The organism is Microcoleus sp. T3_D1 (assembly GCF_036700405.1).
Classification (GTDB): Bacteria; Cyanobacteriota; Cyanobacteriia; order Cyanobacteriales; family Microcoleaceae; genus Microcoleus.
On record NZ_JAUBOV010000073.1, the window covers coordinates 13,673 to 40,473 of the forward strand.

At 45.1% G+C, this 26,801-nt stretch carries 29 protein-coding genes and 1 pseudogene; 17 read left to right on the forward strand and 13 right to left on the reverse strand.

The features are described from left to right. Positions 1-667 precede the first annotated feature (667 nt). From QT992_RS25735 to QT992_RS25745, 3 genes are all read right to left on the reverse strand, one after another. Positions 668-1,186, reverse strand: a complete 519-nt coding sequence (locus QT992_RS25735) for a hypothetical protein (protein ID WP_333318705.1) — start codon at positions 1,184-1,186, stop codon at positions 668-670. 20 nt (positions 1,187-1,206) lie between these two features. Then, positions 1,207-2,289 (reverse strand): ParM/StbA family protein, encoded by a 1,083-nt coding sequence (locus tag QT992_RS25740; RefSeq protein WP_333318703.1) that lies wholly within the window; start codon positions 2,287-2,289, stop codon positions 1,207-1,209. A gap of 162 nt (positions 2,290-2,451) precedes the next feature. Then, entirely contained in the window at positions 2,452-2,664 is a 213-nt protein-coding gene (locus QT992_RS25745; protein WP_333378064.1) for a hypothetical protein, read from the reverse strand. On the opposite strand from QT992_RS25745, the gene ftsH2 reads away from it, so the two are divergent. The 3 genes from ftsH2 to QT992_RS25760 all read left to right on the forward strand — a co-directional run bounded on the left by ftsH2 (position 2,612) and on the right by QT992_RS25760 (position 6,465). Next, entirely contained in the window at positions 2,612-4,498 is a 1,887-nt protein-coding gene (gene ftsH2, locus QT992_RS25750) for an ATP-dependent zinc metalloprotease FtsH2 (protein WP_006633417.1), read from the forward strand. The two genes, QT992_RS25745 and ftsH2, sit on opposite strands and share 53 nt — an antisense overlap. 172 nt (positions 4,499-4,670) lie before the next feature. Continuing rightward, positions 4,671-5,036, forward strand: a complete 366-nt coding sequence (locus tag QT992_RS25755; RefSeq protein WP_333337006.1) for a hypothetical protein — start codon at positions 4,671-4,673, stop codon at positions 5,034-5,036. Between the two features lie 139 nt (positions 5,037-5,175). After that, positions 5,176-6,465, forward strand: coding sequence for an aminopeptidase P N-terminal domain-containing protein (locus QT992_RS25760; RefSeq protein WP_333337008.1), 1,290 nt, complete (start codon positions 5,176-5,178; stop codon positions 6,463-6,465). Positions 6,466-6,489: 24 nt separating this feature from the next. Here the strand turns inward: QT992_RS25760 and QT992_RS25765 are convergent, their stop codons facing one another. Next, positions 6,490-7,773 (reverse strand): transposase, encoded by a 1,284-nt coding sequence (locus QT992_RS25765; RefSeq protein WP_333318697.1) that lies wholly within the window; start codon positions 7,771-7,773, stop codon positions 6,490-6,492. A gap of 288 nt (positions 7,774-8,061) precedes the next feature. On the opposite strand from QT992_RS25765, the gene QT992_RS25770 reads away from it, so the two are divergent. After that, on the forward strand, positions 8,062-10,989 hold the full coding sequence (locus QT992_RS25770) for a PAS domain S-box protein (RefSeq protein ID WP_333318695.1): 2,928 nt from the start codon (positions 8,062-8,064) through the stop codon (positions 10,987-10,989). 6 nt (positions 10,990-10,995) lie between these two features. Beyond that, positions 10,996-12,216, forward strand: coding sequence for an ATP-binding protein (locus QT992_RS25775; protein ID WP_333337010.1), 1,221 nt, complete (start codon positions 10,996-10,998; stop codon positions 12,214-12,216). Positions 12,217-12,240: 24 nt separating this feature from the next. Here QT992_RS25775 and QT992_RS25780 read toward each other — a convergent pair whose 3' ends face one another. The 4 genes from QT992_RS25780 to QT992_RS25795 all read right to left on the reverse strand — a co-directional run bounded on the left by QT992_RS25780 (position 12,241) and on the right by QT992_RS25795 (position 16,477). After that, positions 12,241-12,822 carry an HAD family hydrolase gene (locus QT992_RS25780; protein WP_333337012.1) on the reverse strand — a complete coding sequence of 194 codons (582 nt, stop codon included), beginning with the start codon at positions 12,820-12,822 and terminating at the stop codon, positions 12,241-12,243. Between the two features lie 355 nt (positions 12,823-13,177). Next, entirely contained in the window at positions 13,178-14,326 is a 1,149-nt protein-coding gene (locus tag QT992_RS25785) for an ATP-binding protein (RefSeq protein WP_333337014.1), read from the reverse strand. Beyond that, positions 14,323-15,165, reverse strand: coding sequence for a hypothetical protein (locus QT992_RS25790; RefSeq protein WP_333337016.1), 843 nt, complete (start codon positions 15,163-15,165; stop codon positions 14,323-14,325). Before QT992_RS25790 ends, QT992_RS25785 begins: the two co-directional genes overlap by 4 nt. Position 15,166: 1 nt before the next feature. Then, positions 15,167-16,477 carry an NACHT domain-containing protein gene (locus tag QT992_RS25795; protein ID WP_445305312.1) on the reverse strand — a complete coding sequence of 437 codons (1,311 nt, stop codon included), beginning with the start codon at positions 16,475-16,477 and terminating at the stop codon, positions 15,167-15,169. Between the two features lie 641 nt (positions 16,478-17,118). On the opposite strand from QT992_RS25795, the gene QT992_RS25805 reads away from it, so the two are divergent. Further along, positions 17,119-17,412 (forward strand): TRADD-N-associated membrane domain-containing protein, encoded by a 294-nt coding sequence (locus tag QT992_RS25805; RefSeq protein WP_333318685.1) that lies wholly within the window; start codon positions 17,119-17,121, stop codon positions 17,410-17,412. Between the two features lie 156 nt (positions 17,413-17,568). On the opposite strand, the gene QT992_RS25810 is transcribed toward QT992_RS25805, so the two are convergent. After that, entirely contained in the window at positions 17,569-18,531 is a 963-nt protein-coding gene (locus QT992_RS25810) for a glycosyltransferase family 9 protein (protein WP_333337053.1), read from the reverse strand. Positions 18,532-18,703: 172 nt separating this feature from the next. Here QT992_RS25810 and ispD point away from each other — a divergent pair, with 172 nt between their 5' ends. The 4 genes from ispD to QT992_RS25830 all read left to right on the forward strand — a co-directional run bounded on the left by ispD (position 18,704) and on the right by QT992_RS25830 (position 20,723). After that, positions 18,704-19,396, forward strand: a complete 693-nt coding sequence (gene ispD, locus QT992_RS25815) for a 2-C-methyl-D-erythritol 4-phosphate cytidylyltransferase (protein WP_333337018.1) — start codon at positions 18,704-18,706, stop codon at positions 19,394-19,396. Positions 19,397-19,402: 6 nt separating this feature from the next. Then, positions 19,403-19,612 carry a hypothetical protein gene (locus QT992_RS25820; protein ID WP_333378052.1) on the forward strand — a complete coding sequence of 70 codons (210 nt, stop codon included), beginning with the start codon at positions 19,403-19,405 and terminating at the stop codon, positions 19,610-19,612. A gap of 116 nt (positions 19,613-19,728) precedes the next feature. Further along, on the forward strand, positions 19,729-20,394 hold the full coding sequence (locus QT992_RS25825; protein ID WP_333337022.1) for a Uma2 family endonuclease: 666 nt from the start codon (positions 19,729-19,731) through the stop codon (positions 20,392-20,394). Next, on the forward strand, positions 20,391-20,723 hold the full coding sequence (locus QT992_RS25830) for a hypothetical protein (RefSeq protein ID WP_333337024.1): 333 nt from the start codon (positions 20,391-20,393) through the stop codon (positions 20,721-20,723). The genes QT992_RS25825 and QT992_RS25830 overlap by 4 nt, the downstream gene beginning before the upstream one ends. A 162-nt stretch (positions 20,724-20,885) precedes the next feature. On the opposite strand, the gene QT992_RS25835 is transcribed toward QT992_RS25830, so the two are convergent. After that, positions 20,886-21,818, reverse strand: coding sequence for a LysR family transcriptional regulator (locus tag QT992_RS25835; RefSeq protein WP_333337026.1), 933 nt, complete (start codon positions 21,816-21,818; stop codon positions 20,886-20,888). Between the two features lie 66 nt (positions 21,819-21,884). Beyond that, positions 21,885-22,064, reverse strand: a complete 180-nt coding sequence (locus QT992_RS25840) for a hypothetical protein (RefSeq protein WP_333378055.1) — start codon at positions 22,062-22,064, stop codon at positions 21,885-21,887. A gap of 51 nt (positions 22,065-22,115) precedes the next feature. Here QT992_RS25840 and QT992_RS25845 point away from each other — a divergent pair, with 51 nt between their 5' ends. From QT992_RS25845 to QT992_RS25870, 6 genes are all read left to right on the forward strand, one after another. Then, a complete protein-coding gene (locus tag QT992_RS25845) occupies positions 22,116-22,373 on the forward strand; it encodes a hypothetical protein (protein ID WP_333337027.1) in 258 nt (85 codons plus the stop codon). 91 nt (positions 22,374-22,464) lie between these two features. Continuing rightward, positions 22,465-22,731, forward strand: a complete 267-nt coding sequence (locus QT992_RS25850; protein ID WP_333102082.1) for a hypothetical protein — start codon at positions 22,465-22,467, stop codon at positions 22,729-22,731. 236 nt (positions 22,732-22,967) lie between these two features. Further along, positions 22,968-23,987 carry a tetratricopeptide repeat protein gene (locus QT992_RS25855; RefSeq protein WP_333378058.1) on the forward strand — a complete coding sequence of 340 codons (1,020 nt, stop codon included), beginning with the start codon at positions 22,968-22,970 and terminating at the stop codon, positions 23,985-23,987. 115 nt (positions 23,988-24,102) lie between these two features. Then, positions 24,103-24,399 (forward strand): DUF4258 domain-containing protein, encoded by a 297-nt coding sequence (locus QT992_RS25860; RefSeq protein WP_333056916.1) that lies wholly within the window; start codon positions 24,103-24,105, stop codon positions 24,397-24,399. Between the two features lie 4 nt (positions 24,400-24,403). After that, positions 24,404-24,646, forward strand: a complete 243-nt coding sequence (locus tag QT992_RS25865) for a YgiT-type zinc finger protein (RefSeq protein ID WP_333056915.1) — start codon at positions 24,404-24,406, stop codon at positions 24,644-24,646. Positions 24,647-25,069: 423 nt separating this feature from the next. Then, positions 25,070-25,579 carry an N-acetyltransferase gene (locus QT992_RS25870; RefSeq protein WP_333056914.1) on the forward strand — a complete coding sequence of 170 codons (510 nt, stop codon included), beginning with the start codon at positions 25,070-25,072 and terminating at the stop codon, positions 25,577-25,579. A 136-nt stretch (positions 25,580-25,715) separates the two neighbouring features. On the opposite strand, the gene QT992_RS25875 is transcribed toward QT992_RS25870, so the two are convergent. Next, positions 25,716-25,997: a hypothetical protein gene (locus QT992_RS25875; protein WP_333056912.1), complete on the reverse strand. Its 282-nt coding sequence runs from the start codon at positions 25,995-25,997 to the stop codon at positions 25,716-25,718. Positions 25,998-26,041: 44 nt separating this feature from the next. On the opposite strand from QT992_RS25875, the pseudogene QT992_RS25880 reads away from it, so the two are divergent. After that, positions 26,042-26,482 (forward strand): annotated as a pseudogene (locus QT992_RS25880) (ABC transporter substrate-binding protein); the annotation flags it as partial. Between the two features lie 6 nt (positions 26,483-26,488). Here QT992_RS25880 and QT992_RS25885 read toward each other — a convergent pair. Further along, positions 26,489-26,801: transposase (locus QT992_RS25885; protein ID WP_333378061.1), on the reverse strand; the 313-nt coding region annotated here is incomplete at its 5' end.

The window sequence follows — 26,801 nt, forward strand, 5'->3', positions numbered from 1 at the left end:
GACGGGCAGGATGCCCGTTCCACAATAATTGTAGAAAAATTGAGTGTCAAATTAGGTGCACAACAGCTTAGACAAAAATGAGTAAATCTAAAATCTAAAATCTAAAATCGGCAATAACAAAGCGATCGCCCTTTTTTTTCAAAAGAGCGATCGCTTTGTGTCTGTATTCAGTACCGGCTGCCAACAGCGCGCCACTAACATTACATCTCAAGGCTTTTTAGCCTTGGTCTACCGATACTTTTTTGCTAACATTTGCTAACAAATACATAAGTTGAGAGCTAATCTCAACCAAGGCGTATCAACCGATGCCCGTAGAAATTTCTACAAGCACTTATATTCTTGCCTTCAGCTTGGTTATCGCTTACAGCTATTAGCCAATCTGATTATTTGCTTTGATAGTGTAGAGGCAACTTATTTATATAGCGGTTGCGTACTACCAAGGTTTTTCACCTAAATCAGAGTGGCTAAATTCATTCTAAGCTGTCGCGCATTTAAATTGTATATTCAGGGCGGGCGGGACGCCCAACCCCTACTCCCCACAAGACTTTAATTTTTTTTGACAGACAATTTAAATGCCGCAACAGCTTATATGATATAAAGATCTCTGGCAAATGTAAGTGATTGTTAGCAAATGTCAGAAAAAGTCTTACTGTTAATCTACCTCATTTTAGAAATCTTGGGGTAACAAAGAACTTAAACGCTCCAACAAAGGATCGGAATCCCGAGGACGAGCAACTTCAGCATCAGACACTACATTATCATCCGCCACAGATTCAGATTCAATCGGGCCAGGCTCTACTACTTTTGAAACTGGGGCAAAAGAAACTTGAGCAAACTTACTGTTAACACTCCCCTGCAATTGATCCAACTGCGCGCTGAGTTGATTCAGGTGATGTTCCAGTCCCTCCAAACGGCTTAATTCCTCTGCCGAAACATTGTGCTCAAACTCAGCAAATTTTACCACAAGTTCAGCAATACGCTGTTCCAACCGCTGAAAGTTCTGTGTAGAGCTAGCAGACTCAGATACAGACAAAAACTGCCACAAAGCTTGCTTGCAGAGATTGCTGAAAGTCTGATACTTCGTGAAAGCCAACTCTTTTTCAATAGCGGCCAGCAAAGTTTGATCCGCAGCATCTTCCGTAAACGCCACCGAGAAATTCGCCTTATTTTTTGCCCACAGTGCCATAGGGTTCAAGCCTTAATGCGTTACTTTATCGTGGCTAGCTGAGCCTCAGCATAAATAAACTGTCCCAAAGCATTAGCTTTCCGGGAAGGCTGAGCCAAGTGAGCCTTAAGATTGGCGTCTTTAAGCAAAGGTTGCAAAACCTCCCAGAAAAACTCGCCGCCACCGCCAGTCAGAACCACATCCGTCACACGTTCGGGCAGCCACTGCACCAAACGTTCGGACAGTTCGTTAGCGAAAGCCTCCCGCAAGTCCTTAATAATCGGATCCAAATTAGTCGGCTTAGTCGCTCCTCTGGGACGGTAAAAACGCTGGCCCTCGGGTTTATTCACCGCTTCCAGTAAAGACAGAGATTGAGGGTCAGCTCCCGGAATCTTTGAGGCAACTTGTTCGTAGAACTTGTTCATTGCGAAGGAATCGCTCTTAGAAGCAGCCCGCGCGAACCGGAAACGATCGACCATTAACAAATCGGTAGTTTGGTGTCCGATATCCACAACCGCCACCGACAGTTCGGGCAACTCCGGCGTAAACTCCTTGTTATCTTGAGCCTCGCACCAAATCAGGCTGCCGAACCCTTCCGGCATCACCCAAACGTGACTGATGTTAATATCCACCCGCTCGCCCCGGTACACCACAACGTGGGGAGAGCGCAGTTGGCTGATAATCTCTTCCTTTTCCTTCTCAAACTGATCCTGCGAATAAAATGGCAAACCCAGCACAACTGCTATTTCGCCTTTCATCTGGAAATATCCAGCACAGGAAAAGACCTTAACCAAAGCATCTACTACTTTCGACTGGTCAGCGCCACCGAGATTAGCGCCAAAATCTGCCGCCAATTGACCGATCGCGTAGCCCTTGCCCTGGTACTCCAGCCACATATCCAACAGAGGGTCTGTTGCTTTGGACTCAAAGCTGCCGCCCCGCACCTTTTCCACGGGCATAGCAGCCACGTTGGCAGGGATGAAAACAACGCTACTAGGGTTGCGACTCACGCAAGCTTTAGTTGCCGTCCGACCCAAATCAGCACTAATAATCGATTTGTTAGAAGCGACTTTAGTCTGCTGGGTCAGCATAGCCGAATTAGGAACAAGCTGTCTAGTTGTCATTGAAATGTGTTACCTCACTGAGCCTCACCATTATCATGCCTTATCCCTTGACACTGCCACGCTTAAAGACAGTGGGTTTTGCGGCGATTCTTCTAACTCTACCTAGATCGGTATCGAAATCAGCACCAAACATTATATTCGGGACGATCGCCCTTACCGTAACTAACCTAACTTTTTCTGGAGCGATCGTCCTCGAACCTCTGTTGCCTGAGAGTGCATTGTTAAGTTAAATTTAGTTAAGATTCTGAGTGTAAACTTTTGTCGCACTTCTCCGACACCGCGATCTGACCCGATCTGTCCCCAATTCAAGGCATCCGCATTTATGAAAATTTCTTGGCGAACTATACTACTTTGGACTTTACCCGCCTTAGTCATCGGCTTTTTCTTGTGGCAGGGGGCCTTTGCCCCATCCCCGGCAGAAATGAGCAAGAACACCGCCAGCACCCGCCTGAGCTACGGTCGATTCTTAGATTACTTAAACGCCGGTCGAGTGACCAGCGTTGACCTTTACGACGGAGGCCGGACGGCTATTGTCCTAGCAGTCGATCCCGAACTGGACAATCACGAGCAGCGGTGGCGGGTAGACTTGCCCTCAAATGCCCCGGAACTGGTTTCTAGGCTCAGAGACTCCAAAATCAGCTTCGACACTCACCCACTACGCAACGACGGCGCTGTCTGGGGACTTTTAGGCAATCTAGTATTTCCCCTCTTGTTAGTAGGAGGCCTGTTTTTCCTCTTCCGCCGCGGTGGCAACGTGCCAGGGGGCCCGGGCCAAGCCATGAATTTTGGCAAGTCCAAAGCTCGCTTTCAAATGGAAGCTAAAACAGGCGTACTGTTCGACGACGTAGCAGGCGTTGAGGAAGCCAAAGAAGAACTACAAGAAGTAGTGACATTCCTCAAAAAACCCGAACGCTTCACCGCAGTCGGGGCGAAGATTCCCAAAGGCGTGCTGCTAGTGGGCCCTCCCGGAACAGGTAAAACCCTGCTGGCAAAAGCGATCGCAGGCGAAGCCGGCGTGCCTTTCTTCAGCATCTCCGGTTCGGAATTTGTCGAAATGTTCGTCGGTGTCGGCGCTTCCCGCGTTCGGGACTTGTTCAAGAAAGCCAAAGAAAATGCTCCTTGCATCATCTTTATCGATGAAATCGATGCAGTCGGTCGCCAGCGCGGCGCCGGTATCGGCGGCGGTAACGACGAACGGGAACAAACCCTGAACCAGTTGCTGACCGAAATGGACGGTTTTGAGGGCAATACTGGCATTATCATCATTGCTGCCACGAACCGCCCCGACGTGCTCGACTCAGCGCTGCTGCGTCCGGGACGTTTTGACCGCCAAGTTAGCGTAGATACGCCGGATATTAAAGGCCGCTTGGAAATTTTGGAAGTTCACGCGCGCAACAAGAAGCTGTCTGCAGAGATTTCTTTGGACGCCATCGCCCGCCGGACTCCTGGTTTTACCGGTGCTGATTTGGCTAACTTGCTCAACGAAGCTGCTATTTTAACCGCCCGCCGCCGCAAAGAAGCGATTACGATGCTCGAAGTTGACGATGCAGTCGATCGCGTGGTAGCAGGTATGGAAGGCACTCCCTTGGTGGACAGCAAGAGCAAGCGCTTGATTGCTTACCACGAAATCGGCCACGCGATCGTCGGTACAATCATTCAAGCCCACGATCCAGTTCAAAAAGTTACCTTAGTTCCTCGCGGACAGGCCCGCGGCTTGACTTGGTTCATGCCCAGCGAAGACCAAGGTTTGATTTCTCGATCGCAAATTTTGGCCCGGATTAGCGGTGCCTTGGGTGGCCGCGCAGCCGAAGAAGTAGTTTTCGGCGATGCCGAAGTAACCACCGGTGCCGGCAACGACTTGCAGCAAGTAAGCGGCATGGCGCGGCAAATGGTGACTCGCTACGGGATGTCTACCTTGGGCCCCATCGCCCTGGAAGCTCAGCAAAGCGAAATTTTCCTCGGCCGCGACTACACAGCGCGATCGGAATATTCCGAAGAAATAGCCTCTCGGATTGACGGACAAGTTCGATCGATTGTCGATCACTGCTACGACGACGCGCGCCGAATTATTCGCGAAAATCGCACTGTGATCGATCGCTTAGTCGATTTGTTGATTGAAAAAGAAACCATCGACGGCGAAGAGTTGCGCCTAATCGTCTCTGAATACACTTTTGTTCCTGAAAAAGAACAATACGTTCCTCAGCTTTAAAAAGAAGACTCAGGGCGAATAGAATTCGCTGCTACACAAACAAAGTCCGCCTGCGCGGACTGAAGAAATTCAACCCGCGCAGGCGGGTTTTGTCTGTGTAGCAGCGGTTTCAACCGCCGAGTCAAAAGAAACTTCTTCCTCCTGCTATATGATTAAGAGTTCATCGATTTGTTTGATAGTAATTTCAACATTAATTTTTGGCATAAATTTGAGCGCCCGCGCCGAAAAATCAAGATGTTTTGTAGATATTTGCATCGACTCCAGCAGCGTTGAATTAAGCAAATCCGATATTCCCGGTGCTCCCTCTTATCCAGTCAGAACTATTTTAGTAACTCAAGAGTTTAGTAACGAGAAATTGTTGGCGCAAATGGAAGTTGACTGCCAGCAACGACAGTTGAGAACTGTCAGAGTTAGCCAAGATGGCGAAAATTGGTCGAATTTCTCTCCGAAATGGACTTTAGTCGATGGCCACTCATCTTTGTCTCGGCTGCTTGACTATACTTGTAAATTGGCGATCGCAGAACAAGAGAATAAATAAGTAGACCCAGAAAAAAAGCGAGCACCTATATCTTCAACCCTTGCCCCTTGCGGGTGCAAGTCTGACAAGCAGCGCTTGAAACCGCCGAGTGTTAATATGACACTCAATCTAAAATCTAAAATCTAAAATCTAAAATCGGATGACAAACCCCACCGAATACCGACAAAGACGCGAACAATTAATGGCAAAAATTGGCAGCGGGACGGCGATATTTCGCAGCGCGCCCGCAGCCGTCATGCACAACGATGTAGAATACGCTTACCGACAAGATAGCGATTTTTTCTACTTAACCGGTTTCAACGAAGCTGCGGCGGTAGCTGTGATCGCGCCGCACCATGAAGAACACAAATTTGTGTTGTTTGTGCAGCCAAAAGACTTGGAAAAAGAAACTTGGCATGGTTATCGCGCCGGAGTAGAAGGCGCTAAGGAATTGTACGGCGCGGATGAAGCTTTCCCCATCGCCGAACTTGCGGAAAAATTGCCGAAATATTTAGAAAAAGCCGATCGCATATATTATCACTTCGGGCGCGATCGTACTTTCAACCAAACAGTCCTCAATCACTGGCAGCGCTTGATGGCAACCTATCCCAAACGTGGCACAGGCCCGACAGCAATCGAAGATTCCAACATCATTTTACACCCGATGCGGCTGGTGAAAAGCGAAACAGAATTAGCATTAATGCGAAAAGCCGCTAATATCTCAGTTGCAGCCCACAACCGCGCCCGAGAATTCGCAAAACCGGGCAGATACGAATATGAAATTCAAGCTGAAATAGAACATACTTTTGGCTTAAATGGCTGCACTCCCGCTTACCCTTCAATTGTTGCATCAGGTTACAATTCCTGCGTCCTCCACTACATCGAAAACAATCGCCAAATGCAGGAAAACGATTTGTTGCTAATAGATGCCGGTTGTGCTTGCGGCTACTACAACGCCGATATTACTCGCACCTTTCCTGTTAGTGGCAAATTTACAACTGAACAACAGATAATTTATGACTTAGTTTTGCAAGCACAATTGCAGGCAATTAGTCAAGTATATCCCGGAAATCCTTACAGCAAAATTCATGAAACAGCAGTGCGCGTTTTGGTGGAAGGTTTAATGGATTTAAAACTTTTGGTGGGGGACATTGAAGAGATAATTAAAGAAGAGAAATACAAGCCATTTTATATGCACCGCACCGGTCATTGGCTGGGATTGGACGTGCACGATGTCGGCGTTTATCAGTACGGCGAAAATCCGCAAGTTTTGCAGGCAGGACAAGTGCTGACGGTGGAACCGGGGATTTATATTTCTCCTTATATTAAACCGGTTGAAGGACAGCCGGAGGTTCCTGAAAAATGGCGCGGTATTGGTGTGAGAATTGAAGATGATGTTTTGGTGACATTGGAAAGTCATGAAGTCTTGACGGCGGGAGTTCCTAAGTGACATCCTCCTGCGCTAAATCGAAGATTATAGCGCAGGCTTCCAAAGAATCACTTCTTTGATTTCCTGGTTGCTAAGAATGCGAGATTTCGCCACTTGCCTAGACTGACTTTCATCAATCCCCGGTAGATCGGCTGCACAGGCGCTTTCGGTTCCCGTCTGCCCAACGGTACTAATGAGTTTAATTCCTCTGTTCCTTATGTTCTGACCTGCTGCTATATCTCTATCCGTTGTGTATCCACAGTGAGGACAGTTATGAACTCTAACACTCAGGTCTTTTTTAACTTCACCACCACATTCAGGACATTCTTGAGAAGTCCCTCTAGCGTCAACTTCACTAAAGAACTTTCCTCTCTTCCAACACACATACTTGACGATGGTTCTAAACTGACCAAATGCAGCGTCAAGCATATGTTTTCCAAGCATCCCTTTGGCACTGATGCGGTAATCCAAGTCTTCCATAAAGACCATATCGCCAGCATCACAAAGGGCATGAGCTTGTTTGTAGTGAAAGTCCGATCTTGTGTTGTCGATTTGGTGATGAAGTCGTGCAACTTTAATGCGTTGTTTCTCGTAATTCTTCGACCGCCTCTTCTTCCTCGAAAGCCTGCGTTGCAGCAATTTCAGCTTACCTTGCAAGCTTTTAAAGAACTTTGGCGGTTTTACAAGAACACCGTCGCTTGTTGTCAAAAACTTTTCCAGACCAATATCAACCCCGATGGGATGACCATGAGGTTTTGGGTCGGGAATACTAACATCGCACTGGAGAGAAATAGACGCATACCATTTGTCAGCTTTCCTCAATATCCTCACCTGCTTGACCGTAAACCCGTTCGGGATAGGTCGATGCAAGTTAATTGGAATTGCTCCTATCTTGGGCAATTTAACGTGCAGATTCGTTACTGGATTTTCCTTAAATTGAGGAAACAGCAAGGATTTGAACTGACCGTATTTTTTGAATCGAGGAAAGCCAAACCCTCTTTCCTGGAAATATTCCCAACCTTTATGCAGTTGTTTAATAGCTTGCTGAAGGACTTGGGAAGGAACTTCGCATAGTTTAGGAAATTCTTTCTTAGCCTTGGGCAAGTTATTGAGCTGGTAGATTTCGCCAGGAAACTTAACTTCAGGAGAGAGAATATACTCTTTTTCGAGAGAGCATTTATCTATCGCACACTTACGGCTATCGCACCAATCCTTTATCTCTCGAAGTGCATAGTTAAATGCCCCACGACAGATTTCCAGCCACTCAATGAGTGTTGGCTCTTGAATGGCGTCTGGATAGATTCGGTAACGGTGAGTAAGTGTAAGCATTCCTGTATTATAGGGTATTTACTGGACGACGATCAACCGCTAAATATTAATTACAGGGACATCGAGTCCCTGTAATTAACTTGGGGGAGTCCATGTATCCTCGCGCGGAATCAAAGATTATGGCGCGGGTCTTATAACTCCCCCAAACCCCCACGTAAGATAAAGGTAGAAGGCTTTCGGCAGAAGTCAAAAAAGATTCTGGCTAATTAAGTTGGCAGTGAAGGCTTGAGCTTTGTTAGTATTGGCTTGAAAAAGCTCAAGTCCGCAACTGCAAAACATAGAGCCATTATGTGTATTGATCCTACCAAGATCGATCGACCTCTGGAAACCAGCGAAGCATTAGTCGCAGAGCAAAAAGCAAAAATTCGGCAACTTGAAGAGGATTTGCAGCAGCAAAGAGAATTGTGCCAGAAATTAGAAGCACAACTCAAAGCAGTCGAGAATGCTGGCTTTTCGGGGTCCGTAACTGAATTTGATATCACTGAGGACGATCGCATTCAGCTAATCGCATCTCTGGAAAAAAGCCAGGAAATGTACCGAACTCTCATCAAACATTATCCCAATGGCTCGGTGTTTTTGTTCGATCGCGATTTGCGCTATACTCTGGTTGACGGTCAAGGTTTGGCAGCAGTTGGTTTGTCCAAAGAACAGTTGGAAGGCAAAACATTGTGGGAAGTATCGCCACCTGAAGATTGGCAATTTTTTGAGACTAAATATCGCGCGGCTTTGGCAGGAAAAGAGAATAGTTTTGAATATAAATACCGCGATCGCATTTATTCAACAACCATTGCTCCCGTCAAAAACGACCGGGAAGAAATTTTTGCAGGCATGGTCGTTACTCAAGATATCACCGAAAAAAAACAGGCAGAAATAGCGCTGCAAGAAATCAAAAATCAGTTAAAAATTAAATATCAAAAGCGCACTGAAGACTTGAAAACAGCCAACACTCAATTGCGGGAAGAAATTATCTATCGTTGGCAGGCCGAAGAAGCTCTGCGAGAAAGCCAGGAACAGCTAGAATTGTTTTTCTCTCAATCTTTAGATGGCTTTTTCTTTATGATGCTGGACGAACCAGTAAACTGGGACAATACCGTTGACAAAGAAAAAGTTTTGGAGTACGTCTTTGCTAACGGGCGGGTAACGAAGGCAAACGATGCTTTGATAGCTCAATACGGAGGTACTAGGGAAGAGTTTATTGGCCGGACGCTTTACTCTTTATTTTCGCACAACTTGACTGGTAGCAGAGAGATAATCAAGCAACTTTTTGATGCTGGCAGAATTCACATCGAAAATGAGAATCGCACGTTTGACGGAGTTCCAGTTTGGATAGAAGGCGACTATATTTGCATTTACGATTCCCACGGCAGAATTGTGGGCTATTTTGGCGTGCAGCGCGATATTAGCGATCGCAAAAAAGCAGAAGCAACCCTCAGAGATAGCGAAGAACGCTTTCGGGCAACCGTCGAACAAGCGGCAGTCGGTATTACCCACCCTGACGAAACAGGCCGCTATTTGCGAGTCAATCAAAAATTCTGCGAAATAGTCGGATATACTGCGAGCGAACTGCTGTCGCGAACTTGGATGGACGTTACTTACCCAGAAGATATAGATGCAGATTTAGGACAAAATAAGAAATTATTTGCCGGGGAAATTGACAGTTTTACAATGGAAAAACGCTTGCTGCACAAAGACGGCAGTGTAGTTTGGGTAAATATTACAGTATCGCTAATCAAAGAACCGCTGAGCGGGGCAATTTACAATGTAGTAGTGACAGAAGATATTAGCGATCGCAAAAAAACCGAAGCAGCACTGAAAGAAAGCGAAGAAAGGTTCCGACAGCTAGCAGAAAACATTGAAAGCGTGTTTTGGATGGTAAACGTTCAACCCCAGGAAATTATTTATATCAGTCCGGCTTACGAAAAGATTTGGGGCAGAAGCTGCGCTAATTTGTATGCTAACAGGCGCTTTTTTGCAGATTCCCTCCATCCAGAAGATCGCGAGCGGGTTATTGCTAATTTAACTAGACAAATTGAGTCGGAAGATGAGATAGAATATCGAATTGTCAGGCCTGACGGCAAAATCCGCTGGATTCGCGATCGGGCTTTTCCGATTAGAAATCAATCTGGTAAAGTTTACCGCATCGTGGGCATTGCAGTAGATATTACCGCAGGCAAACAGGCAGAAAAAACCATCCGCGAAAGTGAAGAACGCTTCCGCCAGTTAGCAGAAAATATCCAAGATTCCTTCTGGCTAATGTCTGCGGACTTCACCGATTTATTGTATCTGAGTCCAACTTACGAACAAATCTGGGGGCGCAGTCGCGAAGAATTGTATGCCGATCCATTAAAAATGATGGAGTGGGTGCATCCAGAAGATAAACTCCTGTTGGAAGAGGCAATGGGGCGAGTGTTGCAGGGCGAGTCCACCAATACCGAATATCGGATTTTTCTGCCAGACGGCACAATTCGCTGGGTGTGCGATCGAGCTTTTCCCATTTACGACGAATCGGGCAAAATTTACCGCATCGCGGGTATTGCCGAAGATATCAGCGATCGCAAATGTACCGAGGCCCGCATCCAAGCAGCACTCCGCGAAAAAGAAGTATTGATCAAAGAGATTCACCACCGAGTCAAAAATAATATGCAGGTAATTTCCAGCTTGCTGCAACTTCAAGCTCAATATATTGAAGACGAACCGACGCTAGCTTTATTTGAAGAAAGCCAGACCCGCATCCATTCAATGGCTCTGATTCACGAGCAACTGTATCAATCCGAACATCTCGATCGCATCGCCCTTCCCCCCTACGTCGAAAACTTAGTTGCTAATTTGTATCAATCTTTTGGTTGCGGCAACACTGCCATCCAATTCAATCTCAACCTTGACCCAATTTATTTAAATATAGAAACAGCCATTCCTTGCGGTTTAATTATAAACGAAGTAGTTTCTAATTCCCTAAAATATGCTTTTAGCAAAAGTGCGAAAGGTGAAATTAACATAGAATTTAATGAGTTAAGTTCTCAGGAACTCCAATTAATTATTCAAGATACTGGTAGCGGATTTCCGCCGGGTTTCGACGTAGAAAATGCGGAAACATTAGGATTGCGATTAGTGAGAATGTTGTCTAGCCAATTAGAGGCGAGTATTGCCATTGACAGTCAGTGTGGAACCTGCTACACTCTAATTTTTAAAGAGTTAAATTATCGGCGACGCATTTAAGGAAAAATGAACCAGATAAAAATTTTGGTTGTCGAAGACGAAGTTATTGTAGCGCAAGACATAGCAGGTCGATTAAAAAAACTGGGATATGCAGTAACAGCTACAGTTTCTTCAGGAGAAGAAGCAATTCAAAAAGCGATAGAAAACCCGCCCGATTTAGTGTTGATGGATATCGTGCTTAAAGGTGAGATAGACGGGGTAACAGCGGCAGAGAAAATCCGAACTAATATGAATGTGCCGACAGTATTTTTAACAGCTTATGCCGACGCTCAAACGCTGCAAAGAGCGAAACTTACAGATCCATTCGGTTATATTATCAAACCATTTCAACAAAATGATTTGCGGGTGGCGATCGAGATTGCCCTGCACAGACACGAAATCGAAACCAAGATGCGAGAATCTCTCAAAGCTGCAGAAGCAGTCAGAGAGTCGGTGGAAGAAAAATCGCACCGCCAAAACCATTATATTTCAATGGCCGCTCACGAATTGCGGAACCCGCTCAACGCGATTTTAATCTCTGCGGAACTTCTAGAGCTCGATCGAACTCGCAGCAGTGACGAATCCCAAGTGAGAACCCTGCGGCTGGTGCACTCAGCTACCCAAAAGATGAACCAGCTAATCGATGATATGCTGTTTATGGGTCGAGCAGAAGCAGGTCAACTCAAATGCAATCCATTACCGATAAATCTAGTCGAATATTGTCAAGACTTGCTCGCTCAATTGCAGTTAGGAAATGAAGGCAAGCACAAACTAACATTAATCCCATCAGATGTTACCAGTGCAATATTAGATCAACAATTGCTGCACGGCATTATTTCTAACTTAATCGTCAACGCCATGAAATATTCCCCAAACGGCGGGCAAGTCACCTTGGAATTGGAATACCGTCAAGCCGGCGAAGGAGACAAAGAAGCTATTTTTTGCTTATCTCCTCAGTGTTTGTTTGGCAATTCCCTATTTACCAATATTAACTCCCCCTTACTAATTCTGCGTATCCGAGACGAAGGTATCGGCATCCCAGAAACCGAAGTAGGGAAAATATTTGAAATGTTCTACCGATGCAAGAATACGGGAAAGATTAAAGGTAACGGTTTGGGATTAACAATTGTTAAAAAAGCTGTGGAATTGCAAGGAGGGGCGATCGCCTGCGAAAGCAAAATGGGCGTGGGTACAACCTTCACAGTCGCCCTTCCTTACGTTGCCCTTTCCTGTAAGACTCAACGATAAACAACTTAAATCCCACTACAAACACTAATCAAAGTGTTGCAAAATCCACTCCACAGCCACCGCTAAATTTGCTGCAATAAAATCCGGTTTAGTATGGTGCTGATACTCCCCGCTCAACACACTTTCTCCGTAACCAGTCTGCACCAAAATGCCAGTACAGCCGGCATTGTGAGCCATATCAACATCAGTCGCTTTATCCCCCACCATAAAACTATTTCGCAAATCTAAATCCTGTTCCCAAGCCGCCGCTACTAACATCCCCGTATTTGGTTTTCGCCAAGTCGAATACTTCGTAAATTCGGGGTTGGTTCCGCCTTCGGCTGCGCTTAAATAAGGACAGTAATAAAGAGCATCTAACTTGGCTCCTGCTTCATTTTCTAATAACTGACACAGGCGTTTGTGCAAAGCTTCTACATGGCTGACGGGATTATAACCCCTCGCTGGGCCGGATTGATTGGAAACCAAACAGCAAAATATTTGTTGGTCATTTAAACGGCGTACAGCTTGGGCTATTCCGGGGATTAAATGCAAATCTTCTACTTTGTGGATGTAGCCCACTTCGATATTGAGAACGCCATCTCTGTCAAGAAATACTGCTCGTTTCATTGTTGTATTGTTTTTGATATAATATAAAACTCGGTGGTATCGGAATTGATGTTACTTAAGCTTTTCGTCCCCTAGTCCTCCCGCCTACCCGCTAGTCCGCCAGGGAATGAATTCCCTGTCTCATAGCGAAAGTCCTCTAAAAGAGGACTGAATAATTTAAGTGTTTTTTCCGCATTAATTACACAATATTTCTACTGAAACCCTTGCCTAGCAAGGAGTCTTTATGTAATTAATTTTGTGTGGTTACTTATTAGTCCTCTTTTAGAGGACTTTAGCTTTGAGGCAGGGGTTTCAACCCCTGTCGGACTATCGGTGTAACGTTAAGTTGACTCCTATGGACACTGCCTTGTCCTCATCATGATTCTAAAATAGATTGTTTGCCTAGCCATTCCCGGAAACTATTATGATACAAACTATAGCAAATCTCTCCTCCCATTTCTTGTTTATTTAAGAACTCGATCCAATTGTCTAACACTTTTTCAACATCGTATTCATCCCGATCAATTATATTGGATATCGCACTTACAGACAAACCTGTTGGGGATTTTACCAAAACATTCAGCACAGACAAGTCGATCGCCGATAAGCCATCACCTGTCATCCGCAGCCAGTGGTTTTGATAATACGCTGCTAAACCGGGAGGAAGTTCAGAGAGAAGTGAGGACTCTCCCAGATTAGCATCGGGGTGTGAATTCTCGCCGATCGCCCTTAACATCTGACTCAGATACATGAAATTGTTTTCGCTGACTGTGGCGAGTTGTTGGCAGAATTCGGGTTGAGTTAAATCCGGTGCGGTTGATAGGTATTGCTGAATGTAGTTAAGGGCATCTTCGCGATTTTGGGCGGGATAATCTCTTAAATCGAGAGTTTGAGAGGGGGTTTCAATTAACAAACCGGATTTCTCTCTCAAAAACGGGCGGCGGGCGAGGATAAAATAAGTACGATCGCCCAAATATCTCGGCAGATAAAACAGATTTGAGCTGGGAGGCTGACTGGTGCGGGCGATCGCGTCTACAGAATCAATGACTATTATCAACTTTTGGCGATGACGTGCCGTCTCGCAAGCTACGTTTAATTTATCGCTAATTTGCTGAAGCAACAAAGACAGAAACCAACTCCCATCATGGGATTCGAGATTTTGAAGTTGAGATTTGAGATTGAGGATTTCCGATGTTTCCCCATTGGCGGCAAGGTATTTGTCAATCAGTTGAGTGCAGACAGAAGCGAGAAAATCTTCAGCTCGATTTTTGCCCTCAACCGCAGCGTTGTAATAGATACTGCGAGGATGGGCGGTGACATATTGGGCGAGGATGGAACTTTTGCCGCAGCCGGGAGTGCCGACAATTGTGAAATAACCGCGGCTGTGGGAGTGCAGAAAGTCGGATATCGCAGAAAAAACAAACTTGCGGCCTGCAAAATTCTCGGTTTTTTCTCGCAGGAGTTGCTGAAATTCTTTTGGGTAAGAATCGGTAGAGATGGGAGTTGCCAGAGGAGAGGAATTCATGTTAGTGCCTCCATCCCTTCTAGCCGCAGGAAATATACGCGACCGGATTCATCGCCTGCCACAATTGTGAGTCCATCGGGTGCGATGGTGCAAGAGGCGATCGGGCTTTCACCTGTGAAACTAGCAATGACATTTCCAGTTGTTAAATCCCAGACTTTCAGGGTATTATCATGTGAACCAGAAATCGCCCGCTTGCCATCAGCAGTGACGGCTACTGCATTTACCGAACTGGTGTGACCATTGAGAGTGAACTGTTCCTTTCCAGTTGTTAAATCCCAGACTTTGATTGTTTTGTCATCTGAACCAGAAATCACCCGATTGCCATCAGCAGTGACGGCTACTGCATTTACCAAACTGGTGTGACCATTGAGAGTACGCAGCAGTCCCCGGCCAGGGGGAGTTAAACAAGATGTCAAAGGACGCAACCAAGGTGCTGCTTTCCACTGCTTAGCTACCTCTGCCATTCCCTGAATTGCCGGAATGTTAAAGTGCAGCAAGCGCCCTAACAATTGCTCTGCGAGTTGCGTCTTATCTAGAGTCAAAATATCCACTGAAATCCACAGTACCGATTGAATCAAGTTCAGGGCTTTAACTTTTTCTGAGTTGTACTCTGGGTGAGTTAATGCTTCTGAACCGTCAACCAGATTGAAATCATCAATAAGTGCCTGCAACCCAAAGTCAGGATGCTGAATTTTTGCCATTAGGAAGTTAAAATCCGTCAGCTTTTCATAATATTTTCCTAAATGTCCAGACTTGACATAATTTGGCAGTAAGCTGCCCAGATAAGCACGTTGACAGAAAAGTGTTTTGGCCGCTAACTTGTCAGTAAATTCTGCCATCTCACGCCATCTCCTTTTCTAAATACTCAGCAATCCGTTGATTTACTTCCTTAAAAATTTTCCGCTTTGAATCCATCTCCCGTTTTGCTTTCAGAAAGTCAAGGAAACTAGCATGATAGATGGTGTAGCAGATTTCTCCTTCTACATTCTGCTTTTTCAAATACTCAACCCACTCATCTTCTAAAACCTGTTTCACATCGCATTCATCTACCTCGGCAATTCCAGCAATCATCTCGCAGGGAATCGGCGTGCCAATCTCTAGTAAAATATACAAGACAATCTCCATCAATTGCCCTGGCTTAGCGTCCATCCCCATCCGCACCCAATGGTTTTGATAATATTCTTGCAGCCCGTCTGGCAATTGCTTTAAATCCAAGTCATTGTAATCGCCCTTAGCAATTGCTGGTAAAACATACCGCAAATACATAAAATTATTTTCGCTTTTATTGGTCACTTGTTCAACAAAAATTGAATCGGCAATGTTGCGGGTTTGAATCCAGTTTTTCAGTCCATTTTGATAGTCAGAATCGGTATTTATAACAAAGCGAATATATTCTTTAATATCATCATGATGGAAATTAAGATACTTTTGATCTCTTAAATCTAACTCTTTTTCGGGAACATCTACTAACAGCCGCTTTTTATCGAGGCTATAGGGTCGCCTAGTCAGGAGAAAATATACGTTATTAGGCAGATTTTTCGGTAAATGTAAAAGATTATCTCCCGATTCTTGTTCGACTTCATCCAGTGCATCAACTGCTATTACCAAACGCTCGCCAGCAGGGATTTTTCCCGCCACCTTTGTCAGTAAAGTTGGTAAATCGGCATCTTCTGAATTTGGCAATTGATAGCGGTCAATTAATTGCCGGCGAATGCTCTTCAAAAACAATTCTGGTCTGTTGCGGCGTTCGACGATAATATTGAAATAGCAGGGAGATTTATGTTCGGAGGCGTATTTGGCAACGATCGAACTTTTGCCCATTCCCGCATCCCCGATGATTGTAAAATAACCGCAAGGATTTTCGGTGATAAATTGCTGAAAAGCCTTGAAAACAAATTGGCGGCCACAAAAGGTTTTAATTTTTTCTGCTATGAGTGATTCAAACTCTGGCGGCAGCGAATTTTCGGCATTCCAATTTTTGGTGTCAACAATATCTGTGGGTTCTATTCCTAATTTTTCAGCTATCTTGGTAACTTGCCATCTTTCTACGCCATTGGGGCAGTCTTTTGTACCGAGTAAGCGCTTAATCGTGTCGGTGGAAACTTTGGCGAGTTGGGCAAGTTTTTCTTGAGTAAAACCTTTTTCTTTAATTTGTTCTCGGAGATACTCTTATCCCTTTGCACTCGATTGAACTTTATCGGAGTCGCGCATAGTAATTTGTTAGCTATTGTTATTGGTTTTTCAGTTAATTCCATCATCCGACAGTCCGACAGGGAATGAATTCCCTGTCTCATAGCGAAAGTCCTCTTAAGAGGACTGAAAATTAGTATTTTAGTCGGTTTTAACCGACTTTTGCTATTAGCCAGGGAATTCATTCCCTGGCGGGTTTTGGGAGAGTCCGACAGTCCGACAGGGAATGAATTCCCTGTCTCATAGCGAAAGTCCTCTTAAGAGGACTAAAAATTAGTATTTTAGTCGGTTTTAACCGACTTTTGCTATTAGCCAGGGAATGAATTCCCTGGCCGATTTCGGGGGAAGGAAACAGCATGGGGGCTAGCGGGAGCGAGATTTCATGATTATTCATCCGTAACTCCGATCGCACTCACATTCTATATTTAAATACTTCTGTGTGTCTAGGGCAGATAGGTTTTAATCTCCTGCCCTATCTGCCCCAAAAATTAGGGCATATCGCAAATTAAAACTCGCCCTATCTGCCCTAGACTCTCGCTGTTTGCTTCGGTAGAGTAATTGTAGAAACAAAAACTTATCAGTATTTAGGAAAGGAAACAGTTATGAATTTTAACTTATTCGGCAACTCGCAACCTGATGAATATTATAGCGAAATTAAGAAAGAAATGCTGCGAGAATCGTTGCGGCAAGTTCGCCAAAGCTACAATCTTGCCTTTTTTGTCACCGCCGCATCGGCAATGGTTACTTTCGGATCGATCGCACTTCTATTTTGTGAGAAAATCTCAGAGGCTACTCTCACTGCTTCGGGCGGATTGTTGACAAGTTTGGGCAGCGTTGAGTTTGCCAAGCAAAAGAAGAAGGAAATGCAGCAGATGATGGATGATTTGGAAGACTAACATCGAGTTTTAGATCCCCCACTTCTTTCCTCGTCCCCCGGCTTGGCTCCTGTGAAGCGCACACAAGCAGCGAGGCAGAGCCTCTAGATATGGGTTCCCAGACAGAGCCTGGGAACCAGCTAACCAGCTAAAAGTCCTTACTACGAACTTTTGTTCTTAGCCGCCCCAAACCTTCTTTAAAACCTCTTGAGGAGAGATGTCTGCCATTTTGCCAGTAGGAGATTTAATGCCCAAAAATCGATCGCTCTTTGGCAACAATTTCGCCGGTTCAGTCGGGCCAAACAAAGCTATTGTATAAGTTTGAACCGCCACAGCTAAGTGCATCGGCGCACTGTCAGTACATATCATCAAATTAGCAGCAGCAATAGTGGCCGCCAACTTGCCGACATCATCCGGCGAGATAACTTTTACATTCGGACATAACTCGACTAACTTTTTCACGAACTCTGCATCTTCTGGGCCTTTCACAACAACAACGGGCAAATTCGGCTGCCGCTGCTGACAGTCTTCGATGATTTGCTTCCACTTGTCTGTAGGGTAAATTTTGTCAATACCTTTAGACAGAGCTAATTGACTGGAACCGCCGTGAATCAAAATGTATCCGCTTTCTTTTACGCCCAACCGCTGCTGTTCGGCTTCCGCCCACTGAATGTCCTGTTTTGGTACATTAATTGCGATCGCCGGACAAGGATTTGTAATGTTAAATCCTTGCAGCAAATCATGGTACATTGAAGCGGCGTACTGTTCAGTTTTCAGCGGTACAGCAGCAGTGAGAAATCGACCACCGTTGGTTCCCGAATAGCCAACTCTCTGCGGAATGCCTGTCAGCCACAGCAGCAACCCTACAGTCCACCGCTGGCCAAGGGAAATCACTGCTTCGTATTCGCGATCGCGAATTACGCCCAGTAAATTGCCCAAATCTGCCATAGCGTTGCGGTCTTTGAAATTGTACGTCAAGACTTCTTTGACGGATTTGCAGACTCGGTAAGCACCCTTTGCCCTCGGTTCCACGATGACATCAATTTGCGCGTCGGGATAAGACTGCTTGAGGTCATCAAGAGTGGGGAAAAATAAAATTTGGTCGCCAATCCCGCCAGGGACAAGTGCTAGTATTCGCATCATAAACGATCGGGCTATTATTGATCGAGGTAGCTCTCAGAGATCGGCTCTCAACTATCAGCTTATAGTATTTCTAGACCTTAAAAGCTACTGGCTGACAGCTAAACAACTGACTCAAAAGTACAGGACGCTCTTATTATATATATCTAGTTGGGTTAAAAACGGTTAGTAAATGCACTTATTAATTCCTGCAGCGGGTTCGGGGCGACGGATGGGGAGTCAGCGGAACAAACTGCTGCTGACTTTGCTCTCTAAACCTTTGCTGAGTTGGACTTTGGCTGCTGCTGAAGCTTCGCAGCACATTAGCTGGATTGGCATCATGGGCCAGCCAGACGATTTTCCTGATTTTAAAGCCATTCTGAGCGATTTATCTTTGGTTAAGCCCGTGGAACTGATTCAAGGAGGCGCCACCAGGCAAGAGTCAGTTTACAACGGTTTGCAAGCTTTGCCGCCCAATGCCGATCGAGTGTTGATTCACGACGGCGCGAGGTGTTTGGCAACTGCTGAATTGTTCGATCGATCTGCCGAGGCCCTCTTGACCTGTCCGGGCTTGATTGTCGCCGTCCCGGTCAAGGATACGATTAAGGTCGTAGATGAGCGTAGGATCGTGCGAGACACCCCAGACAGAAGCAATTTGTGGGCAGCCCAGACTCCCCAAGGATTTGAAGTGAAATTGTTAAAGCAGTGTCACGAAGAAGGGCGACAAAAAGGTTGGGAAGTTACCGACGATGCGGCTTTGTTTGAAAAATGCGGTTTACCAGTGCAAATTGTGGAGGGAGAAGAGACGAATTTGAAAGTCACAACGCCCGTAGATTTAGCACTAGCGGAATTTATTTTGCGACTGAGAACAGATAAGAGTAAATAGAATTTGTTGAGTATTTTTAAGAACGGGCAAGATGCCCGTTCCACAATCAATAATTTGTGTGTTGTGAAACAGGCATCTTGCCTGTTTAATAATTTGTGTGTTGTGGAACAGGCATCTTGCCTGTTTAATAATTTGTGTGTTGTGAAACAGGCATCTTGCCTGTTTAATAATTTGTGTGTTGTGGAACAGGCATCTTGCCTGTTCAATGTTCAATAATAATTTGTGTGTGGAACAGGCATCTTGCCTGTTCAATAATAATTTGTGTGTTGTGGAACAGGCATCTTGCCTGTTCCTTATGTTATCTTAGATATATCCTAGCTGGAAGTAAACATATGATTTCTGTTGCGCCGATCGCACCACCGTTACTTATAGGCGAAAAGCGAGTAGTGTTGAGAAATATTACTTGGCAGGGTTATCAACAACTGCTACAGATTTTAGGCGATAACCGAGCGGCTACATTGACATTCGATCGAGGGATTTTAGAAATTACCATGCCTTTAGAAGAACACGAATTTTCGGCACGCTTAATCGAACGACTGATTATTATTTTGGCTGTAGAGCTAGGTTTAAAAATCAAAACAATGGGTTCGACAACCCTCGATCGATCGGACTTAGAGCGCGGTGCAGAACCAGACAATGCCTATTACATCCAAAATCAGCCCCTCGTAGCCGGTCGTACAGTAAATATAGCCACAGATCCGCCACCCGATTTAGTCGTAGAAGTAGATATCACCCATACTGATATTGATAAGCCAGCTCTCTATGCCAGTATGGGAGTACCGGAGTTTTGGCGGTACAATGGTAGAGAATGGCGAATTTATCAGCTAGAGAACAATGAGTATTTGGAAGTATCTGTCAGCCCCACTTTTCCGATCGTGCCCAAGGAAAAGCTCTACGAATTCTTGGCAGCAGCGCAGCTAGATGAAGTAGAAGCGGAGGTAAATTTCCGCAACTGGGTGAGAGAGATGACAAATATTAATAATACAAGTGGAGGATGAAAGGAATGCAATATAGCGGCCAATGGCGGATCACAGAGATGGCAATGTGGGATAGTGATTACTTGGACATGGAAGTGGAAGCCTATATCGAGATTGAACCTACAGGTTCGGGAGAATTTCAATTCGGTTTAGTATCAGGTGAAATTGACGGCGAAGTCGTAAAAGATGGAAAGGATCAGCGATTTGAGTTTACATGGGACGGTAATGACGAGAACGATCCTGCATTTGGTAGCGGTTGGCTCAAATTAAACGATAAAAACTCGGTAGATGGTCGAATCAAATTCCACCAAGGCGACAGTTCTAGTCTTGTTGCAAAGCGCATGAAGTAGGCAATCAGCGATCGTACTATTTTATGCCATTTTTTTAACCGCAGATGAACGCAGATGAACGCAGATAAAATCCCATCCGCGTTCATCTGTGTCCATCTGCTGATATCTGCGGTAACAAAATCCCAATCTCACAAATAACCAATAACAACTGACTTAAGTTTATCATGAAGGATTAATCGGAAACTCACCCTCACTATCAACCTCTGGAGCACTTTTAACTAAATCCAAAAACGCAAACACCGCCGGAATTAACAGCCCATCCCTCAAAACAGCCACCCCGATTACCCTCTCAAAATCCGCAGGTAAACTGCAAACTTTCACCGAAGTAGGTATCGGTTCCGCAGCCAAACGCGGCAGAATTGCTGTACCCAAACCTTGCATCACCATACTGACAATAGTTGAATCTTCGCTGAGTTCGTAAGCGATATTTAAGGGAAACCCCGAAGTTGTCAAATATTTTCGCAGCGGTACAGAACAAGCATTTTCTACCGGCTGCAAAATCAACGGATAAGCCGCTAATTCTTTCCAGGTAATCTTAGCACTTGACAATTTGGCAGTTGGCGGCAGCAATACAACATATTTATCCCGCAAAATTTCTCTAGTTTCAAATTCATCCGAGATGGGAAGAGAGACAAAACCGATGTCTGCTTTGCCCGATCGCAAAGCCTCTTCCACAGCTTGGGTATAATAAACTTCGGTAATGCTGACCGTAATTTTGGGAAAGCAACTGCGAAATTTAGCAATAATACCCGGTAGGATATGAGTTGCGACACTCCGAAAAGTAACTATCCGTACCTGGCCTCCCTGCAAACCTTTTTCCAAATCCGCTTCTTTGACCATCATTTCTAAGGCGCAGGCTATTTGACGCCCGTGACTCACTACCCTTTCCCCCACTGGCGTCAGTTGAGCACCGTGTCGCCCCCGGTGGAACAATTGCACTCCCAATTCTGTTTCTAAAGAGGCGATGGCGTGGCTGACGGCGGATTGGGACAGTTCCAATTGCAAAGCCGCCTCGCTAAAGTTTTCACAGTCTGCTACAGCTATCAAAGCTTGAATCTGAGAGAGTTTCATCCGCCGCGTATTGATTTCGTTCATAGCGTTTGTGCCAGTAGTACCCAAATTGTCACAAGGGCTTCGATATATCGATTTTATTCATACAACCTATGCAAGCAATGCTTTGATTGTCAATTGCCCCAGAGTTAAGGTTAATTTATCAGGTAACAGATAGACTTTTACAGGGCTTGCACGATAACCATATTGTGCTGTAATTGCGATGACGTTATTGCAGCTAAAAGCTATTTTTTGTAATTTTATTGGTGCAATGTTTGTAGGAGTTATCACTTTAAGGTGTTGGCTATGTCTACTTACAACAGTGGGATAAACCCCCGAATAATGATGTTTTTTTTGATAGCCGATCGAGCTAAACCATCCGAAAAACCTAAAGGGCTATCTCTCTTTCCAGCTATAAAAAAAATTGGGCAGTTTTTGCTCGACCTCATTTCTAGTGAGGACGAACTGAGAATTTGGCAGACGTGCGATCGCTATGGTAACACTTGGTGGCACGGTTGCGATCGGGCGACTGGTCGTTCTACCTGCGTGGCGACGGATGATGAAATGCGGGCTTGGCTCGATCGGCGTTATTGCCAATAGTAGTGTGTGGGTTGCGTGGAAATGAAGTGAAATACAGTCCTCGATTACCAATTACAAATTAGCAATTACCAATTACCAAGTAGGAGATGCTATGCTTCAAATATCTTCCGAATGTGCAGCGCCAGATCGTATTATTCTGATGGAAAACGAGGTATACAGATTGCCTCAAACTCATCGAGAAATTCAAGTTTTGTCAGGAATTGCTTGGATCACGGTTGACCAACAGGACATCATCTTGCAAAGCCCTGAAAAAGCATCGCTTCCACCCAGCAAAAACTTTGCTGTCATATCCGCTCTCAACAATATGCCGCTGATTATGGCAGTCTGGCAAGACAAAAACCCAGTCATGGGATTTTAGATTTTAGATTTTAGATTTTGGATTGAAGAATTGGGAATGACTGATTGTGTATGGGTTTGAAGCACGGGTCTACAGTTGCCTTCTTTTTTGAAACTGGTATCAGAAGCTAGCGATTGAGAAAAAGTTTGGCAGGAACACCCCAAAAAGCTCTATCTTAATAGTTATCACTTAGCTATTGGAGGACTCGATCGGTGCACTGCCGCTCTTATCACTTCAGCTATCTCGCAGCTATAAGTATGGTGTTATCGCCCGCACTCAGCTTGCTGGCAATTTCAGACGCCCGGGCTTATGCCCCAATTATAACTGCGAGGCTCGCCCAAGCGATCGATCAGGCTCAGGGAACTGACCCCAAAACGCAAGCAGACCAACTCTTTGAAACAGGAGTAAAACAGCACCGCGAGGGTTTGTTTCGAGAAGCAATCGAGACTTTCGAGCAAGTTTTGGCAATTCGCAAGCAACTAGGCGACCAAGCGGGAATCGGAGAAACCCTCAACAATATGGGGGAAGTTTATGGCGAAATGGGTTTGAGGCCCAAAGCTTTGGAAGTTCTGCAGCAAGCTTTAGTCATTCACCGAGAAATCAGCGGAGGGCGTCGTATCGCGCGCACTCTCAATCTCATCGGTTTCGTCAACCGGATTGGGGACAATTTTTCCGAAGCGATGAAACTGCACCAAGAAGCTTTGGAACTTGCCAAAACTACCGACGACCAAATTGAAATTGGAGAATCCCTCCACAACATCGCGGCCGTGTACGCAGAACAGGTCAATTACGCCAAGGCGATCGAATTTTACCAGCAAGCGCGAACGATTCGCACGGCCGCCGGCGATAAACGCGATTTAGGCCGTACCCTCAATAATATGGGCGGCGTCTACTACAACATCGGCGACTTTAATAGAGCGATGGAATTTTACCACCAAGCTTTAGCAATTCGCCGGGAAATCGGAGACAGGGCTGGCGTCGGCCGCCTCCTCAACAACATGGCACTTACCTCCCGCAAACTCGGCAAAGATACTCAAGCGCTGATATATTTTCAGCAAGCAATACCGATGTTAGAAGCAATCGGCGACAAGACAAGTATCGGACGCTTGCTCAACAATATGGGCGCAATTCATGAAAGTCTCGGTCAAAATGCTCAAGCTCTCGAATCCTACGAGGAAGCTTTAAAAATTGCTCGTGAGGGCGGTGACAAAGCCGGAGAAACTACAGCGAGGGAGGGCATTAAGCGATTGTCTTCCAGTCAGCTTGTACCGCAATAAGAGTAGTTAGTAAGTCGGGTCGAAGGAAGTAAAACCAGATATTTAAGGAATTGAAAATGATAGATTTTTGAACAATAACTTGCTATGATTGCCTGGATGTAACATTAATCAGCCAGTGCCTCGCAACGATATTGACCGTATCAGAGAGAAAATTCGCCTCCGCCAGTACGATATGTCAGCCCACGCAATGGAAGAAATGGCTGAGGACTTGCTGACTATCCTGGATGTAGAAGAGGCGGTTCTGAGCGGTCAGATTATCCGGGTTGAAAAAGACGACCCCAGAGGTACAAAATATGTAGTAGTGGGGACTGCACTGGATCGACAAACACCTGTTGGAGTGGTTGGACGTTTCGCTAGTAACGGACGTTATCTAATCATCACGGTTTATGAAGTCACTCAACTTAATGGCTAATTGTATGTATAAATACAGATGTGAGTATTGCGAAGGAACCGTTCAACCCCGCACTGTCAAGCGCGAGGCATTCAAACATAAAAATGGATTTGTCATTCTTGAAGATGTGACCATCGGTGTTTGCGATAACTGCGGCAATCGATACTATTCAGCCGATATTCTTCATGCGGTTCATGCCGTTGCAACTGGAGCGAGATTGCCTGAAAGAACCGAACAAATTCCGGTTACTCATTTAGAATCAGCATAACCAGTGGAGCGCTTTAATTTCATTAAAACGCTGTGACGATAAAGAAGACTGTCCGGGCGTGAAGATTGGAAGCGATGGGAGCATCTCACTTATGCAGCCCTCCGCTAGAAATTGGAGCCAGGAGTCAGGAGTCAGGAGTCAGGAGGAAAGAAGAAGGAGGAAGAAGGAAGGAGGAAGAAGGAAGGAGCCATTATAAGTGTTTTTACAAATATGAGATGCTCCCGAAGCGATCGACCGACTTTTGCGACGATTTGACATTCATCTGCAACTCGTTGTATAATTGGTTGCCGAAAATATATAACTCAAAAACCGGAAAAAGGCTTCAGGAGCACTATAATTTGATTAATATCGCGATCGCAAGATAGAAACAGTTTCTGTAGTAATTCGTCTGCCAGAGCGGCCGCACAACCATTAATCTAAGCTATGGATATCCGTACCGAAAAGCCAGAAGATGTAGAAGCTGTTCGCAACATTAACATTGCGGCATTCGGGCGAGAAAATGAGGCTAATCTAGTCGATCGATTGCGGGGAATTGCATCTACATTTTCCTTCGTTGCGGTACAATCCGATCGCATTGTCGGACACATTTTCTTCAGTCCGGTTGTCGTGGAGGGCAAATGTTCTAGCAATTTGTCGATTCAGGGGTTGGCGCCAGTCGCAGTTCTACCCAACTATCAGCGGCAAGGTATCGGAACGCTGCTGATTCGGGAGGGTTTAAAAGAGTGCGGGCGATCGGGATTTCAGGCAGTGGTTGTGCTCGGTCATCCAGATTTTTATCCGCGTTTTGGATTCATTCCTGCTAGTAGAAAGAGCTTAAAATGTGAATATGATGTGCCCGATGAAGCGTTTATGGTGTTGGAGTTAGAACGTGGAGCCTTGCAGGATTGCAGCGGAACGGTGAAGTATCGATCGGAGTTTAGTCTCTGCGAGTGATATCAAATCCGGGTGCATCGGATTGGCTGACGAAGAGCTCGCGAGTCAGAAAAATTCTTAAACGAGCGCCCATATCTGAGTTACCTTGGTAGATCCGTTATCCGTATTTACTTATCTTTACATAGTTGGGGTTTTTTTACCTACCTATTGCAACTTTCTCTGCATCTTTGCTACTTTCTTTTTGACCCATAACGCGCTGCAAAATCGCCTCTACTTTCGCAGAAAATACAGAATTTCCTCTCTGCCTCGGTCGCGGCATCTCAATATAACAGTCCATTGCAATCTGACCATTTTCTATTAAAATAACTCTATCAGCTAATACCACTGCTTCTTCTACGTCATGAGTGATCAGTAGCGCGGTAAATCCTTTTTCTTGCCATAAATTTTCTAACAATTGCTGCATCTCAATGCGAGTCAAAAAATTGCACAATTAAACCTCAGAAGCCTTGATACAAGGTAAACTATTGCTCTATTAGTCACCTTATTTATTTTTCATTCCTAAACGTCGGCAGCATCGACATCGGGCGCACCGGGGACGCTCCTCCAGTCTTTGCCCAGGCTGCTAACGCGCCTCTGCTTTACATTGGTGGTAGCGCCCCCAAAGACCGCAGTTCAGGTATTTTAGTCCCTGCTAATTCGGCCATTCAAACCCTTGGGGATTTGCGGGGTAAGAAAATAGCTTTTACAAAAGGTTCAAGCGCCAATTACCTATTAGCAAAAGCACTGAAATCCGCCGGGATAAAATGGACTGAGATTGAGCCTGCCAACCTGACACCAGCCGATGCCAGATCTGCCTTCCAACAAGGTAACGTAGATGCTTGGGTAATTTGGGACCCGTTTTATGCAGCAGCTCAAGCGCAAGTAGATGTTCGTGTTGTTAAAGATAAGCTGTTCGACATCTAAACTGCATTAACTCGCGTTACCTTTATTTTTTATTTTTCGGTTCCATTTCATAATTAGTCCTCCTTCATTTAACAGTTTATGTAACAGTGCTTCTAGTTTTTCAATGGATTCAAATAATCTATTAGCAACATATTCCTTGGCGGAATGCCATACTAATTCAATTAAGTTATAGTCAGGGCTATACTTTGGCAAAAACTCTATGATTAGATTCGGCATCTCTGACGCTATTTTCTGCAAAGTCTCTGCTTTTTTATGAAAACTAGCGTTGTCCAAAATTATCACAAACTTACAGCCCTTATCTTTAAAGTCTTCTGCTAAA